Source organism: Actinomycetospora chibensis (assembly GCF_028737215.1).
Lineage (GTDB): Bacteria > Actinomycetota > Actinomycetes > Mycobacteriales > Pseudonocardiaceae > Actinomycetospora > Actinomycetospora chibensis.
This window is the reverse complement of record NZ_JAQZAM010000016.1, coordinates 58,446-72,624: the sequence shown is the minus strand read 5'-3', so window position 1 is coordinate 72,624 and position 14,179 is coordinate 58,446. Positions and strand designations below refer to the sequence as shown.

Genomic DNA, 14,179 nt, shown 5'->3' with positions numbered 1-14,179 from the left:
CTACTCCCAGGTCTGGCGGCGCTTGTACTGCGCCATCACCTCGTGCGGGAGCGGCCCGTTCGTCGGCACCGGCAGGCCCTGCTGGCGGGCCCACAGCCGGGCTGCCTCGACCATGCCGTGCACGTTGCCCTGTCGTACGGGCTGGTCGTCGTCGTGCCGCTCGCGGGGAGCCGTGGGTTCGCGTCGCGCGTCGTCGGACATCGGTCCACCTCCGATGACATCGTCGTCACCGTCGTCGGGACATCACCGCCCCTGACGGGCGGCACCTCCGAGGTTACCCACGTCACACCAGCCGTCGACCCCTCCTCGCCGCGGAGGATGCGCTCGGACCCCTGCGGGCACGACGAGGAGGACGTGGCGCGACCCGACCGAGGACTCGGGCCGCGCCGGGGAGTCCCATCGCCCGTGAGCACACCGGTCCCGACCGGTCCGATACCTCCCGGCTGTCAGGATCACAGGGTGGACGTCGCGCTGAACCTCGCGCTGGTGCTGGTGTTCGTGCTCGTCGGCGGGTTCTTCGCCGCGGCCGAGATCGCGCTGGTGGCGCTGCGCCCGGGCCAGGTCACCGCGCTCGGCGAGCGGGGCGGGCGCGGCCGCGCCGTCGAGAAACTGCGCGGCGACTCCAACCGCTTCCTGTCCGCGGTCCAGATCGGCGTGACGTTCACCGGCTTCTTCGCCTCGAGCTACGGCGGCGCGACCATCGCGACGCGGCTCGAGCCGGTGCTCGAGGGCTGGGGCCTGCCGGTGGCGCTCGCGGCGACCGCCGCGCTGCTCGTCGTCACCGCCCTCGTGTCGTACCTGTCGCTCGTGGCGGGCGAGCTGGTGCCCAAGCGCCTGGCCCTCCAGCAGCCCGAGCGGGTGGCGCTGGTCGCGGCCCCGGTGCTCGACCGGCTGGCGACCCTGACCCGCCCGCTGATCTGGCTGCTCTCGCGCTCGACCAACGCGGTGGTCCGCGTGCTCGGGGTCGACCCGAAGGACCCCGGCGACGAGGTCAGCCAGGACGAGCTGCGCGACATGGTGCGCACCACGAGCACGCTCACCGACGCCGAGCGCCGTCTGCTCTCGGATGCCTTCGCGGTGACCGACCGCGTGATCAGCGAGGTCATGGTGCCGCGCACCGAGGTCGACTTCCTGTCCGCCGACGACACCGCCGCCGACGCCGTCGACCACATCAGCGACCGCCCGCACTCCCGCTACCCCGTCATCGGCGAGTCGGTGGACGACGTCGTCGGCTTCGTGCACGTCCGCGACCTGCTCACGGCCCGCCCGCGTCCGGACGGCCCACCGCCCCTGCTGCGCGACCTCGCCCGCCCGGTGACGGTGGTGCCCGGCAGCAAGCCGGTGCTCGACACCCTGACGCTGCTGCGCCGCGGGGGCGGGCACCTCGCGGTGGTGATCGACGAGTACGGCGGCACCGACGGGATCGTCACCGTGGAGGACCTCGTCGAGGAGATCGTCGGCGAGATCCAGGACGAGTACGACCCCGCCGTGCCGGTGCGCCCGCGCCACGAGGGCGCCTACGACGTCGACGGCCTGTTGCACCGCAGCGACGTCACCGAGCAGACCGGTCTCGAGCTGCCCGACGGGCCCTACGACACCCTCGGCGGGTTCGTCCTGCACCGGCTGGGACGCACGCCCGAGGTCGGCGACGTCGTCGAGGCCCTCGGCCACCGGTTCGAGGTGGTGGCCGTCGACCGCCACCGCGTGGAGCGGGTGCGGATCACCCCGCTGGTGAGGGACGCGCAGGAGTCGTCGACCGAGACCTGAGTCTGTGGGGCCCTAGACCGTATGGAGGCCGGCGCCTCCGCTCGTAAGTTGGCGCGGGTCACCGTCGCTGGTGGCGGTGCCGCATTTACGGGGAGGCGCCGGTGCCTGGTGAGGGTAGTTGGGTCGGGTTGGACGTTCACGCGCGTTCGGTGATCGGGTGCGCCATCGATGAGTCCGCAGGCGAGATTCGGAGTCAGCGGATCGGAGCGCGGAACGATCAGATCGTGGACTGGGTCAGGGCTCAGCCCGGTCCGGTAGTGGCCTGTTATGAGGCCGGCCCGACCGGGTTCGGGTTGGCCAGGGCGCTGCACGCGGCAGGAGTGCCGTGTGAGGTGGTGGCCCCGTCGAAGCTGGAGCGCCCGGCCGGGGACAAGGTCAAGACCGACCGTCGCGACGCGGAACGGCTCGCGCGGCTGCTGCGGATCGGGGAACTGCCCGGGGTGCGGGTGCCCACCGAGGCCGAGGAAGCCGCTCGGGACCTGGTGCGAGCTCGGGAGGACTGCCGCGGAGATCTGATGCGTGCCCGGCACCGGCTCTCCAAGCTGCTGTTGCGTCAAGGGCTGGTCTGGGAACACAGCGCCTGGACCGGCGCGCACGAGGACTGGTTGCGCAGTCACCGCTTCGACCGGCGCGGGGTGCAGCTCGCCTTCGACGAGGCCCTCGACACGGTGTTCACAGTCCACGCGCGCCGCGACCGCCTCGACGCTGCGATCGAAGAGATGGCCGCGACCGAGCCGTTGGCCGGCCCGGTCGGGCGGCTGCGCTGCCTGCGCGGGGTCTCGACATTGACCGCGACCGCATTATGCGTCGAGGTCGCCGACTGGCATCGCTTCACCGGCTCGACGATCGGGGCCTATCTCGGATTGGTGCCCTCGGAGTTCTCCTCCGGGGCCCGGCGGGTCCAGGGGCCGATCACCAAGACGGGCAACGGTCACGCCCGCCGGCTGCTGGTCGAAGCCGCCTGGCACCACCGCCGCCCACTGCGCGCCAGCCGTGAACGCGCTCGTCGCGCTGACGGGCAGCCCGCTGCGGTTCGAGACCGAGCCGAGGCCGGCAACCGGCGTCTGCACCAGCGATGGTGTCGTCTCGAGCAGCGCGGCAAGCGCCCAACCATCTCCGCGGTCGCCGTCGCTCGCGAGCTCGCCGGCTGGTGCTGGAGCCTCGCGATGCTCGACCAGGACCGCCACGATTCCCCGGCCGTCTGAGCCAGCAGCGAGTCCACAGACCCCGGCGGGCGCCGGAAGGGATGCCGGCAGCGCGAGGAGTGACCCGCGATAGATCTATGAGCAACTCACCGCGGCACCGCTGCGGCTGGGCGACGCTCGCCCCTAGAGCCGCGGAACGCTCCCGACGAACATCCGGTCATGCGGTAACCAACCCGCGCATATCAGTCTGACCGCGCGTCGAGCCGACACGCCTCCATCCCTTCCGGCCCCGCCGGCCCACAACGCCCTGAACAGCCACGATGCGAACCATCGAGGCCCGAAGCCCCTGCTCACTTGACAGAACTGCACTCCATATCAGATCTCCAGTCCCTTCGGCGGGCCGGCGAGGGCGTCCTTGAGCACGCGGGCCGGGCCGTCGGCGAGCACCTCCTCCTCGCCCGCGGCCACCGCGTCGAGGATGCGGTCGGCGACGTCGGCGGCGGCGACCTTCGGGACGTCGAGGTGGGCGACCATGTCGGTGTCCATGAAGCCGAGGTGCACGCCGACCACCAGCGTGCCCTGGTCGCGGAGCTCGGCGCGGGCGGTGTTGGTGAACGACCACGCCGCCGCCTTGCTCGCCGAGTAGGCGCCGGCGCCGGGCATCGCCGCCCACGACAGCGCGGACAGCACCGAGACGGCCGCGCCCCCGCCGCGCGCGGCGAGCACCGGGGCGAACGCCCGCAGCATCGTGACCGGGCCCCAGAAGTTGGTCTCCATCTCGGCGCGGGCGCGCTCGGGATCGGCCGTGAGCAGCGAGCCGGCCCCGCTCACCCCGGCGTTGTTGACCAGCAGGTCGACGTCGTCGGCGCGCTCGGCGACCGCCCGGATCGACGCGAGGTCGGTGACGTCGAGGCGCAGCGGGACGACGCGCGGGTCCTTGTGCGCTGCCACGTGTCCGACGGTGCGGGGATCGCGCGCGGCGGCGTAGACCGTGCCCGCGCCGCGCGCGAGCAGTCCCGCCACCAGCGCGGCGCCGAGCCCGCGGTTGGCCCCGGTGACCAGGGCGTTCGCTCCTGAGATGATCACCGGTCGATCCTCTCCACGATGGTGGCGTTCGCGGTGCCGCCCGCCTCGCACATGGTCTGCAGGCCGTAGCGCCCGCCGGTCTGCTCGAGCACCCCGAGCAGGGTGGTCGCGAGCCGTGCACCGCTCGCGCCCAGCGGGTGGCCGATGCTGATCGCGCCGCCGTGGACGTTGACCCTCCGCGGGTCGGCGCCGGTCTCGGCGAGCCAGGCGAGGACGACCGACGCGAACGCCTCGTTGACCTCGAAGGCGTCGATGTCGCCGATCGCGAGGCCGGCGCGGGCGAGCACCTTGGCCGTCGCCGGGATGATGCCGGTGAGCATGAGGATCGGGTCGTCGCCGGTGACCGTGGCGGTGTGCACCCGGGCGCGCGGCGTCCAGCCGTGCGCGGCGGCGATCTCGGAGGTCGTGACGAGCAGGGCCGCGGCGCCGTCGCTGTACGGGCTCGCGTTGCCGGCGGTGACCGTCCAGTCGATGTCCCCGAACCGCTCGGTCCACCGCGGGTCGGCGAACGGGGTGCGGAGCGTCGCCAACGCCTCGGCCGTCGTGCCCGGGCGGATCGTCTCGTCGATCTCGAGCTGGCCGACCGACCCGTCGGCGCGCGTCGTCTTCAGCGGCGCGACCTCGCCGCCGAAGCGCCCGTCGGACCAGGCGCTCGCGGCGCGCTGGTGGCTCGTGAGCGCGAACTCGTCGAGCTGCTGGCGCGACAGGCCCCACCGACGCGCGATGAGCTCGGCGCTCACGCCCTGCGGGATCAGGCCCGGCGCGTAGCGCGCACCGACCGACGGCCCGGCGACGTCCTGGCCGACCCCGTCCACCCGCGTCTGGCTGCCGATCGGGATGCGCGACATCGACTCCACGCCCGAGGCGATGGCGATGTCGTAGCCGCCCGCGACGACGCCCTGCGCCGCGAACGACAGCGCCTGCTGGCTTGACCCGCACTGGCGGTCGACCGTCACCCCCGGCACCGACTCCGGGAAGCCCGCGGCGAGCGCCGCGAACCGCGTCGTGTTGCCGCTCTGCTCGCCGACCTGCCCGACCGCGCCGCCCACGACGTCGTCCACCTCGGCGGGGTCCAGCCCCGTCCGCTCGACGAGCGACCGCAGCACGTGCGCGTGCAGGTCCACCGGGTGCACCCCGGCGTAGGCGCCGTCGGGCTTCCCCCGGCCCAGCGGGGTGCGCACGGCGTCGACGATGACCGCGTCCCTCATGGTTCCTCCTCGGTGTCGGACCGGCGCCGGACCGGAAGCGGACCAAGTGGTCCCGGACCGATCGGTCCCGATCCTGCGCCCGGGTGTGGCCGCCGTCAACGCCGGGTGCCGCGGGTCACGGGCGTCCCGCCGTCCGCAGGAGCAGGATGGAGGCGGGTCGGGGGCCGGACCGCACGGGAGGAGACCGATGGACGACGAGAGCGACGTCCGGGTGGACGAGGACCCCGACCGCGGGGCGTTCGTGCTGCGTGTCGACGGCGTCGAGGCGGGCCACGTCTCCGTGCGCCGCCGTCGGGGGCACGAGACGCCGGGAGCGATCGTGCTGATCCACACCGAGGTGGACGAGGCCTACGGCGGGCGTGGCCTGGCGGGTCGGCTCGTGCAGGCGGTGTTCGACGCCGCCCGCGCCGAGGGGGTCGCCGTCGTCCCCCGCTGTCCTTACGCGCGGCGCTGGCTGCGCACCCACCGCGAGTACCTCGCCGACGTGCCGCCGGACGACCGGCGCTCGCTCGGCCTGGACGCACCGACCGAGGAGGCGTCGTGAGCGACGGCGAGAACGGCCCCGAGATCGACCCGCACGCCCAGCCCTCCGGCACGGGCTGCGTGGAGTGCGACGCGACGGGCGGGTGGTGGTTCCACCTGCGCCGCTGCGCCGCCTGCGGGCACATCGGCTGCTGCGACTCCTCGCCCGGGCAGCACGCCACCCACCACGCCCGCGACGCCGGACACCCGATCCTGACGAGCTTCGAGCCCGGCGAGGACTGGTTCTTCGACGACCGCGACGGGACGGTGTCCCACGGCCCGGTGCTCGCCGGCCCGCGGCACCACCCCGCCGACCAGGGCACCCCGGGCCCGACCGACCGGGTGCCGCAGGACTGGCAGCGCCGGCTCCACTGACCCGGGTCACTACCCGGTGGGGCCGAAGCGCTCCACGCGGATGCTGCCCTCGGGCTGGCCGGCATCGACGAGCAGGGTCTCCATGGCGCCGGTGAAGCGCGCGGAGCCGCAGAGGTAGACCGTCTCGGCCGGGTCGACGAGCTCGGCGATCGCCGCCGCGTCCAGGCGCCCGGCGTGCTCGCCCGGTTCGCGGGTGAGCGCGATCCGGGCACCGGCGGCCTCGAGCTCGTCGGCGTAGGGCAGACGCGCGCGGGTGGTGGCGCTGACCGCGAGCCGCAGCCGCTCCGGGTGCCCGAGACCGGTGGCGTGCCGCAGCATTCCGACCAGCGGGGCGACGCCGCTGCCCCCGCCGATCGCGGCGGCCGGGGTACGCCCGTTCCAGACGAACCAGCGCCCGATGGGTCCGCGCACCTCGAGCTCGTCGCCGGGTTCGACGACGTCGGCGAGGTAGCCCGACACCTCGCCGTCCTCGATGCGCTCGACGAAGAGCTCGACGAGGTCGTCGGCCGGTGGTGAGGCCACCGAGTACGAGCGCTGCGCGGTGTAGCCGTCGGGCGCGCGCAGGCGCACCACGTAGTGCTGGCCGGGGTGGTGCTGCACCCGCTCGGGCACGGCCAGGCGCAGCACCACCGCGTCGACGGCCGGGTGCGCGACCTCGACGACACGTGCGTCGCGCCACTTGGCGGCCGCGCGCCGGTCGTTCGGGCCGCCCACGTGGTCCTCGGGCGCGCCGAACTGGTCCTCAGTCCCCGTCGAAGCGCTGCTCACGCCAGGGATCGCCTCGCTCGTGATAGCCGTTCACCTCCCAGAAACCGGGCTCGTCGTGGTCCAGCAACGTGATCTTCGAGATCCACTTCGCGGACTTCCAGAAGTACAGGTGCGGCACCAGCATCCGCACCGGCCCCCCGTGCTCGCGCGTCAACGGCTTGCCCTCGTGCTCCCACACCAGCCACGCCTTGCCGCCGGTGACGTCCTCGATCGGGAGGTTGGTGGTGTAGCCGGTCGTCGAGGTCTCGACGATGTACCTCGCCTCGGGCCGCACCCCCACCGCGTCGAACAGGGTGTCCACCGAGATCCCGGTGAAGTTGGTGTCGAGCTTCGACCACGTCGTCACACAGTGGATGTCGCCGGCGTACACCGACGGCGGCAACAGCCGCAGCTCCCTGAGCGTCCAGGTCGTCGGGGTGTCGACCAGGCCGTCGACGGTGACGCTCCACTTCTCGGCGTCCACTCGCGGCGTGGCCTCGGCGGTGAGCACCGGCCACCCGGCCCCGACGTCGTACTGCCCGGGCGGCAGGCGCGGGTCGCGCTCCTTCCGCCGCCCCAGGAAACCGCGGGTCGTCGCCACGCTCATCACTCCGTCTCACGTGCGTTCCGGCCAGGACGGGCCGCGTCGCCCGGCGTCGACACTAGCCAGTCCGGCCCCCTCGGAGGTGCCCGCGAACGGCGCAGCGCGGGGGCGACCCCGGCGACGCGCCGTACTGGACGCGTCCCTCCGGCAGGGACCACGATGAGTTCCGGCCCGGAGGCGAGGCGGCGTCGACCGATCGACGTGCCCGTCCGGGGACCGCCGGGAGGACCCGCCATGCGCTCGATCGAGACCGTGACCCTGGACGACGCCCGCCGCGTGATCGCGGCCGGCGAGGAGGAGGCGGCACGGCAGGGCCAGCCGGTGAACATCGCGGTGGTCGACGTGGGCGGCGTCCTCGTGGCCCACATCCGGCAGGACCAGGCCTGGATCGGCAGCGTCGACGTCGCGATCAACAAGGCGTTCAGCGCCCGGGCGTTCGACGTGTCGACCGGGGGCCTCGGTGAGAACGCCCAGCCCGGCGGCCAGTTCTACGGCATCCAGGACTCCAACCACGGCCGCATCATGATCTTCGCGGGCGGCGTCCCGCTCATGTCGGGCGACTCGGTCGTCGGCGCCGTGGGCGTCAGCGGCGGCACCGGCGAGCAGGACCAGGCCGTGGCCACCGCGGCGGCCGCGGCGCTGTAGGGGGAACATCCCGGGCCCCGGGGCGTTGATCCGGGTGCCGCGTCCCGGGAGGAATCGCCATGCCGACACCCGACGTCCCGCTCGAGAAGCTGGGCTTCCTCACCCTCGGCCTGTTCGACGGGGACGACCCCGGCCCCGGCATGGAGAGCACGCTCGAGGTCATCGAGCTCGGCGACCAGCTCGGGTTCGACAGCGCCTACCTGCGCCACCGCCACTTCCAGACCGGCATCTCCTCGCCGATCGCGATCATGGCCGCCGCGTCGCAGCGCACGTCACGGATCGCGATGGGCACCGCTGTCACGCCGCTGGGCTGGGAGAACCCGCTGCGGATGGCCGAGGACCTCGCGACCGTCGACATCCTGTCCGGCGGGCGTCTGGAGCCCGGCTTCAGCGTCGGGCCGCCGATCCACTGGGACGACGTCAAGGGCGCGCTCTACCCCGACACCGCTGACGTCGAGGACCTCTCCTACGAGCGCGTCGCGCGGCTGCTGCGAATGGTGCGCGGCGAGCCGGTGAGCACGTTCTCGGGCACGCAGGGCTTCGAGGAGTTCTCGGCGCGCGTCGAGCCGCACTCCCCCGGGCTCGGCGAGCGCATCTGGTACGGCGCGGGGAGCAAGCGCTCCACGCAGTGGGCCGCCGAGCAGGGCCTGAACCTGCTCACGAGCAACATCATCAAGCCCGAGGACAGCGACCTCGAGGCCGACGGGAAGTGGGACTTCGCGGCGATCCAGCAGCGCCAGATCGCGCTGTTCAAGGCACACCACCCCGCCGGCGACTCCGCGCGGGTGTCGCAGGGCCTGGTCGTGATCCCCACGGACTCGGCCACCGCGGAGCAGCGGGCGAAGTACGAGGCCTACGTCGAGAAGCGCACCCCGCGCACCGCGGCGCCGATGGGCCCGCCCGGGCCGGGGCTGCTCGCCGCACCCGACGTGCTCGGCACGTCCGAGGAGGTCGCCGAGAAGCTGTACGCCGACCCGGCGTTCCGCGAGGTGCGCGAGGTCGTCTTCGCGCTGCCGTTCACCTTCGAGCACGCCGACTACGTGCAGATCCTCACCGACATGGCCACCAAGCTCGGGCCGGCGCTGGGGTGGAAGGCCGCCGCGTAGATGACCGACCACGCCGAGCGCGTCGGCCTGGGCCCGGTGCTCGCGGAGCTGACCGCGCCGGGCGGCGAGTTCGCGATGGTCCCCACGACCGTCGACGGCGTCCCGATGCGCGTCCACCAGCGCGGCCCGCACACGCTGCGGGAGCTCTACCTGACGACGCCCGCACCGGACGACCGCGTGTTCACCGTCTACGGCGACGAGCGCCGCACCTACGGCGAGCACCGGCGCTCGGTGGCAGGGCTCGCCGCGTGGCTGGTCGACGAACAGGGGCTGCGCCCGGGCGACCGGGTGGCGATCGGGATGCGCAACGTGCCCGAGTGGACGGTGGCGTTCTGGGCGGCGATGGTCGCCGGCCTCGTCGCCGTGCCGCTCAACGCGTGGTGGACCGGTGACCAGCTCGCCGGCGCGCTCGGGCACGCCGGAGCGCGGGTGCTGGTCGCCGATCCGGAGCGGGTCACCGCGCTCGCGGGCCACCCGGACCTCCCGACGATCGTGCGGGTGCGGGGCGAGGACCCGACCCCGGCCGGCGTGGTGGCCTGGGAGGACGTCGTGCGTCGCTCGGACCAGGCGCCGCCCGCGGTGGACGTCGCGCCGGACGACACCGCGACGCTCATCTACACCTCCGGCACCACGGGCCGGCCGAAGGGCGTCGTCAGCAGCCACCGCAACCACATGACGAACGCGCTGAACGTCGCGTGCCTCGGCCGCGCCGTCGCGCTGGCCGCCGCGCGGCGGGGCGATGCCGCGGCCGCCCCCACGCGCCCCGGCACGCTGCTGGCCTACCCGATGTTCCACATCGCCGGGCTCAACGGCCTCTACGGCGCCGTGCTGTCCGGCGCGACGCTCGCGCTGCTGCACCACTGGGACCCCGACGAGGCGCTGCGCCTCATCGCCTCCGAGGCGCTGACCACCGCGTCCGGCGTGCCCGCGGTGCTGCGCGACGTCGTCGAGCTGGCCGTCGACCACCCGCGCGAGACCGCGTCGCTCACCCGCATCGCGATGGGCGGCGCCCCGATCCCCCCGCCCCTGGTGCAGCGGGTGGCCACAAAGCTGGCGGGACGGGCGTCGGCGGCCAACGGGTACGGCGCCACGGAGACCACGTCGGCGATCTGCGCCAACACCGGCGCCGACTACGCCGCGCACCCCGACAGCGTCGGCCGCCCGGTCCCCGGGGCGGAGCTACGGGTCGTCGACCCGGCCACGGGCACCGAGGTGCCCGACGGCGTCGTGGGCGAGCTGTGCTTCCGCGGCCCTCAGATCATGCGCGGCTACTGGCGCGACGCCGAGGCCACCGCCGCCGTGCTGCGCGACGGGTGGCTGTCCTCCGGTGACCTCGGGCTGCGGCGCGAGGGGTGGGTGTTCGTCGTGGACCGCGCGAAGGACGTCATCGTCCGCGGCGGGGAGAACGTCTACTGCGGCGAGGTCGAGGCCGCACTGCTCGCGCAGCCGGGCGTGCTCGAGGCCGCCGTCGTCGGGATCCCGCACCCGCGTCTCGGCGAGGACGTGGCCGCCGTGCTCGTCGCCGCCCCCGGCAGCGCGCCCGACACCGGCGCGCTGCAGGAGGCCCTCGGCCGGGCGCTGCCATCGTTCGCGGTGCCCGGCACGGTGATCTGGCGTGGGGGCCCGTTGCCCCGCACCGCGACCGGCAAGGTCCTCAAGGACACGCTGCGCGGCGAGCTGGCGGAGACCCCTCAGAGTCCGTAGGACTTACCGATGATGTCGCGCTGGATCTCGCTCGTGCCGCCGTACACGGTCGAGACGACGCTCTGGCGCAGCAGGCGCTCCATGCCGTACTCGGTGGCGTAGCCGTAGCCGCCGAGCATCTGCATGCCCTCGAGCGAGAGGTGCTTGGCCAGCTCGGTGGCCTTGAGCTTGGCCATCGACGCCTCGCGCGGGAACAGCGCGCCCGGGTTGGCGTCGATGGTGCGCGCGGTGTCGTGCACCAGCAGCTTCGTGGCCGCGAGCTCGGTGGCGTTGTCGGCGATGCGGTGGCGCATGGCCTGGAAGCTGCCGACCGGCCGGCCGAACTGGTGGCGCTCCTTGACGTAGGCGACGGTGTCGTCGAACGCGCGGCGCGCGAGCCCGAGCATCAGCCCGGCGAGGATCATGCGCTCGAGGTTCAGCCCGGCCATGAGCTGGCGCCAGCCCTGCCCCTCGGTGCCGACGACGGCGTCGGCGGGCAGGTGGCAGTCGGTGAAGTAGAGGTCGTTGACCTCCTTGCCGCCCATCGTCTCGATGCCGTGCATCTCGAGCCCGTCGGCGTCGGTCGGCACCATGAACATCGTCAGGCCGTCGTGCTTGCCGCCGTCGGTGGACGTGCGCGCCACCAGCAGGATGTGCTTCGAGATGTGGGCGTTGGAGCACCACGTCTTCTGGCCGTTGACCACCCAGCCGTTCTCGGTCTTCTCGGCCTTGCAGGTCAGGCCGCCGACGTCGGACCCGGCGCCGGGCTCGGACATCGAGATCGCCAGCAGCTCCCCGTTGATCACCTCGCCGAGCAGCTGCTGCTTCTGCTCCTCGGAGCCGCTGCGCTCCAGGGCCGCCGCGGTGATGATCGTCGTGCCGAAGCCGCCGATGGGAATCTGGTGGTACGAGGTCTCCTCGAGGAAGACGAGCAGGTCGGTCATCGACCCGCCGGAGCCGCCGTAGGCCTCGGGCAGCGCGATGCCGAGCCAGCCCTGGTCGGCCATCTTGCGATAGATCTCCATCGAGTGCGGACCCTCGGCGGTCAGCTCGTCGCGACGCGCCTTGTCGGGCACCTCGCGGCGGGCGAACTCGCCGATCGCGTTCGCGAAGTCCTGCTGTTCCTCGGTCAGGGTGACGGGCATCGTCGGCCTCCGGTGTTCTCTTCTGGTGTCAGGTCTCGTCCCAGAAGCCGACGGCCTCCAGGTGGGCGACGAGCAGGTCGCGGCCGTCGAGGACGTGGCCCTCCATCGCCGCGCGGGCGGTGTCGGGATCGCCCGCGGCGAGCGCGTCGAGCAGGGTGCGGTGGGCCGCCACGGTGGCGGTGCGCCAGGCGCGGCGGTCGGTGTAGAAGCGCGGGGGCAGGTAGTGCGCGGCGCGCCCGACGAGCCAGGCGAGCTTGCGGGCACCGGACGCGCGGTTGAGCGCGGTGTGGAAGCGGCGCTCGGCCTGGGCGAGGTCGCCGGGTTCGCCGGCCTCGATGAGCGCATCGACCTCCGCGGCGCGGACCCGGAGGCCCGCGAGGCCCTCGGCGTCGAGTGCACGGGCGGCGCGGGCCGCGAGCTCGCCGGTGATCCGGGCCTGGACGGCGAACAGGTCGATCACGTCGCCGCGCTCCAGCGGCGCGACCACGAACCCGCGGCGGGGCAGGGCGCGCACCATGTCGTCGGCGCGCAGCGCCTGCAGCGCCTCGCGCACCGGCGTGGGGCTGACGCCGAGCTCGACGGCCAGGCGGTCGGGGCGCAGGAAGGTACCGGGGCGCAGGTCGCCGGCGAGGATCCGCTCGCGGAGCTGCAGCTCCACGCGCTCGGGGAGCGCCGGGGCGTCGCCGAGCAGGCCGGTGTCCACGAGCGCGACCATATCCTATGGGATTTGTCGCGCCGAGAGGTTTGCCCGCCCCTCCCCTCACGATCACGGGCACCTCACGCACCTGGGAGAGCCACGCGAGGTGCGCCACGTGCCCGTGATCTCACGGAAGAGCCCCGGCTCAGCCCGGCTCGTCCGCCGCGACGAGGGCGAGGCCGAGGAGCAGGCGGTCGCGGGCGTCGGCGAGGCGGCGACCGGTGAGCGTCTCGATCCGCGCGAGCCGGTACATGACCGTGTTGCGGTGGCAGTACAGGGCGGACGCGGCGTGCGAGGGCGAGCCGTCGGCGTCGAGGACGGCGCGCAGGGTGGCGAGGAGAGTGGCGCGCTCGGGCCCGGGCAGGTCGAGCAGGTCGCCGAGGGCGGCGCGGCGCAGCCGGGGCACGAGGTCCGGCGCCTCGCCGAGCAGGGCCTCGGGCAGGCGCTCGTCGAGCCCGGCGACGGCGCCCGTACCGAGCGGGAGCGTTCGGGCCGCGAGCCGCGCCCACCGGTGGGCGACGTCGAGCTCGCCGAGCCCGCGCACCACCGGGGACACGCCCACCGGCCCCTGGGCGCGCCGGCGCAGCGCCGCGAGCACGGCCGGGACCGCGGCCGACGCGTCCTCGGGAGGCACGACCACGCCCACGACCTCGGCGGCGCGGGTGTGCCAGATCGAGGTCGCGACGCCGGCGAGGGCCTCGGCCGGTGCGGGCAGCGGGTCGTCGTCGGCCTCCCCGAAGGGCGCGACGACGCAGAGGACCTCGGCGTCCTCCCCCACGTCGAGCACCCGGGCCGCGTCCCGGGCCGCGCCGGGCTCGCGCCCACGCCCGGCGAGCAGGCCCTCGAGCACCGCCCAGCGCCGGCCCAGCTCGAGGCCGCGCAGCCGCGTCTCCTCGCGCCGGTAGGCGTCGACGAGACGGTCGGAGCTCGCGTCGAGGATGCGCCAGACGTCGTCGGCGACGACGAGCAGCGCCGCGTCGTGCGCCCCGGCGAAGCGCTCCTGCGACACTGCCCGCATCCGCTCCCAGACCAGCCGCCCGCACTGGCGGTAGGCGCGCAGCACGACCTCGAGCGGCACCCCCTGGCGCGCCCGGCGACGCCCGGTGTCGACGGTGAGGGCAGCCGCGTCGACGTCGTCGGGCAGGTCGCCCGCGAGCTGGGTGAGCAGGCGCTCGAGGCTCGCCCGGCACGTCGCGCGGAGGTCGTCGCGCACCGGCACGCCGAGCACCCCGTAGACGTCCTCCCGCTCGAGGATCCGCCGGGTGAGCCGGTCGGCGAGGCCGTCGACGTCCTCCAGCAGCGCCCGGCACAGCACGGTGCGCGTCTCCCGGGCGGCGTCCGGGCGGGCGGGAGCGGCCATCACGGCAGCATGCCGTGCCACGGGCTGTGCGGTCCACGTCACACGAAGCGCTCCGAGCCCATCCCGTCCGGGCCGGCGCCGGACGACGA

At 74.1% G+C, this 14,179-nt stretch carries 15 protein-coding genes; 7 read left to right on the top strand and 8 right to left on the bottom strand.

All coding sequences use genetic code 11. The features are described from left to right. Complete coding sequence (locus tag PH189_RS23025) at positions 1–201, bottom strand: Lsr2 family DNA-binding protein (protein ID WP_274191171.1); 201 nt, start codon at positions 199–201, stop codon at positions 1–3. 258 nt (positions 202–459) lie between these two features. On the opposite strand from PH189_RS23025, the gene PH189_RS23020 reads away from it, so the two are divergent. Beyond that, entirely contained in the window at positions 460–1,767 is a 1,308-nt protein-coding gene (locus PH189_RS23020; RefSeq protein ID WP_274191170.1) for a hemolysin family protein, read from the top strand. Between the two features lie 101 nt (positions 1,768–1,868). Continuing rightward, positions 1,869–2,972 (top strand): IS110 family RNA-guided transposase, encoded by a 1,104-nt coding sequence (locus PH189_RS23015; protein ID WP_274191169.1) that lies wholly within the window; start codon positions 1,869–1,871, stop codon positions 2,970–2,972. Positions 2,973–3,287: 315 nt separating this feature from the next. On the opposite strand, the gene PH189_RS23010 is transcribed toward PH189_RS23015, so the two are convergent. Both PH189_RS23010 and PH189_RS23005 read right to left on the bottom strand, forming a co-directional pair. Beyond that, complete coding sequence (locus PH189_RS23010; protein ID WP_274191168.1) at positions 3,288–3,998, bottom strand: SDR family oxidoreductase; 711 nt, start codon at positions 3,996–3,998, stop codon at positions 3,288–3,290. After that, a complete protein-coding gene (locus tag PH189_RS23005) occupies positions 3,995–5,206 on the bottom strand; it encodes a thiolase family protein (RefSeq protein ID WP_274191167.1) in 1,212 nt (403 codons plus the stop codon). The genes PH189_RS23010 and PH189_RS23005 overlap by 4 nt, the downstream gene beginning before the upstream one ends. A gap of 187 nt (positions 5,207–5,393) precedes the next feature. Here PH189_RS23005 and PH189_RS23000 point away from each other — a divergent pair, with 187 nt between their 5' ends. Together PH189_RS23000 and PH189_RS22995 are read left to right on the top strand one after the other, a co-directional pair. Then, positions 5,394–5,750, top strand: coding sequence for a GNAT family N-acetyltransferase (locus PH189_RS23000; RefSeq protein ID WP_337994183.1), 357 nt, complete (start codon positions 5,394–5,396; stop codon positions 5,748–5,750). Next, on the top strand, positions 5,747–6,103 hold the full coding sequence (locus tag PH189_RS22995) for a UBP-type zinc finger domain-containing protein (RefSeq protein ID WP_274191166.1): 357 nt from the start codon (positions 5,747–5,749) through the stop codon (positions 6,101–6,103). Before PH189_RS23000 ends, PH189_RS22995 begins: the two co-directional genes overlap by 4 nt. Before the next feature lie 9 nt (positions 6,104–6,112). Here PH189_RS22995 and PH189_RS22990 read toward each other — a convergent pair whose 3' ends face one another. Together PH189_RS22990 and PH189_RS22985 are read right to left on the bottom strand one after the other, a co-directional pair. Then, a complete protein-coding gene (locus tag PH189_RS22990; protein WP_274191165.1) occupies positions 6,113–6,871 on the bottom strand; it encodes an FAD-binding oxidoreductase in 759 nt (252 codons plus the stop codon). Beyond that, a complete protein-coding gene (locus tag PH189_RS22985; protein WP_274191164.1) occupies positions 6,846–7,457 on the bottom strand; it encodes a sulfite oxidase-like oxidoreductase in 612 nt (203 codons plus the stop codon). The genes PH189_RS22990 and PH189_RS22985 overlap by 26 nt, the downstream gene beginning before the upstream one ends. Positions 7,458–7,688: 231 nt before the next feature. Between PH189_RS22985 and PH189_RS22980 the strand changes: the two genes are divergently transcribed. From PH189_RS22980 to PH189_RS22970, 3 genes are read left to right on the top strand one after another with little or no spacing between them, the layout of a single operon-like run. Next, positions 7,689–8,099 carry a GlcG/HbpS family heme-binding protein gene (locus tag PH189_RS22980; RefSeq protein ID WP_274191163.1) on the top strand — a complete coding sequence of 137 codons (411 nt, stop codon included), beginning with the start codon at positions 7,689–7,691 and terminating at the stop codon, positions 8,097–8,099. A 59-nt stretch (positions 8,100–8,158) separates the two neighbouring features. Beyond that, entirely contained in the window at positions 8,159–9,205 is a 1,047-nt protein-coding gene (locus PH189_RS22975) for an LLM class flavin-dependent oxidoreductase (protein ID WP_274191162.1), read from the top strand. Continuing rightward, on the top strand, positions 9,206–10,909 hold the full coding sequence (locus PH189_RS22970; protein WP_274191161.1) for a class I adenylate-forming enzyme family protein: 1,704 nt from the start codon (positions 9,206–9,208) through the stop codon (positions 10,907–10,909). Here PH189_RS22970 and PH189_RS22965 read toward each other — a convergent pair. From PH189_RS22965 to PH189_RS22955, 3 genes are all read right to left on the bottom strand, one after another. After that, positions 10,897–12,033 carry an acyl-CoA dehydrogenase family protein gene (locus PH189_RS22965; protein ID WP_274191160.1) on the bottom strand — a complete coding sequence of 379 codons (1,137 nt, stop codon included), beginning with the start codon at positions 12,031–12,033 and terminating at the stop codon, positions 10,897–10,899. The genes PH189_RS22970 and PH189_RS22965 overlap by 13 nt on opposite strands. 28 nt (positions 12,034–12,061) lie before the next feature. Continuing rightward, on the bottom strand, positions 12,062–12,736 hold the full coding sequence (locus PH189_RS22960) for a GntR family transcriptional regulator (RefSeq protein WP_274191159.1): 675 nt from the start codon (positions 12,734–12,736) through the stop codon (positions 12,062–12,064). Positions 12,737–12,875: 139 nt separating this feature from the next. Continuing rightward, complete coding sequence (locus PH189_RS22955) at positions 12,876–14,090, bottom strand: PucR family transcriptional regulator (protein ID WP_274191158.1); 1,215 nt, start codon at positions 14,088–14,090, stop codon at positions 12,876–12,878. Positions 14,091–14,179 lie beyond the last annotated feature (89 nt).